Raw genomic sequence first — 630 nt, 5'->3', positions numbered from 1 at the left:
ACTGGACTTGCAGGTACCACGCGCTTCCTGCCGGCGGGGACGGGCACTGGCCCGCGAGTAGGCGGGATGTGGGCTCCTTGACGGCTGCCCGGCCCTGGGCGCACACTCGGCAGGTTGAGATATTTGCTGCCGACGATGAGGGGACTTCCATGGCTGATGCTTCAGGGGCTGTTGAATCGCAGGATACAGTCAGGTCTGCGGGTCCGTGGCCGCGGGGCATCGGTGCCGTCACCTTGTTTGTCGAAGACCTGACCACGACGAAGGACTTCTATGAGGCAGTCTTCGGGTTGCCACTCATTTTCGAGGACGATGTCTCTGCTGTCTTCAAGTTCGAGAACACGTTGATCAACCTGCTCAACGTCTCCGAAGCTCCGGAGCTCATCCGGCCGGCCGCAGTGGCCAGCGCAGATTCCGGTGCCCGGATGCAGTTCACCATCGAAGTGGACGACGTCGACGCCATGTGCGCCGAGTTGTCCCGCCGCGGCGTCGAACTGCTCAACGGCCCAATGGACCGGCCGTGGGGTATCCGCACCGCCTGCTTCCGCGATCCTGCCGGAAATATCTGGGAAATAGCCCACTAGAAATTGGCACGGACGGGCCCTCTCGCGGCCACCGGGGGGCATGTCCAGT

The 630-nt window shown here is 63.0% G+C and carries 1 protein-coding gene; it reads left to right on the top strand.

The window, feature by feature from the left end; genetic code table 11:
* The first annotated feature begins 149 nt into the window (after nt 1-149).
* Nucleotides 150-581 (top strand): VOC family protein, encoded by a 432-nt coding sequence (locus BLQ10_RS10800; protein WP_091561720.1) that lies wholly within the window; start codon nt 150-152, stop codon nt 579-581.
* Nucleotides 582-630: the final 49 nt, after the last annotated feature.

The sequence above is a fragment of the Arthrobacter sp. ok362 genome, from assembly GCF_900102785.1.
Lineage (GTDB): Bacteria > Actinomycetota > Actinomycetes > Actinomycetales > Micrococcaceae > Arthrobacter.
Note: the sequence above shows the minus strand (reverse complement) of the source record. Positions and strands in the feature narration are given on the sequence as shown.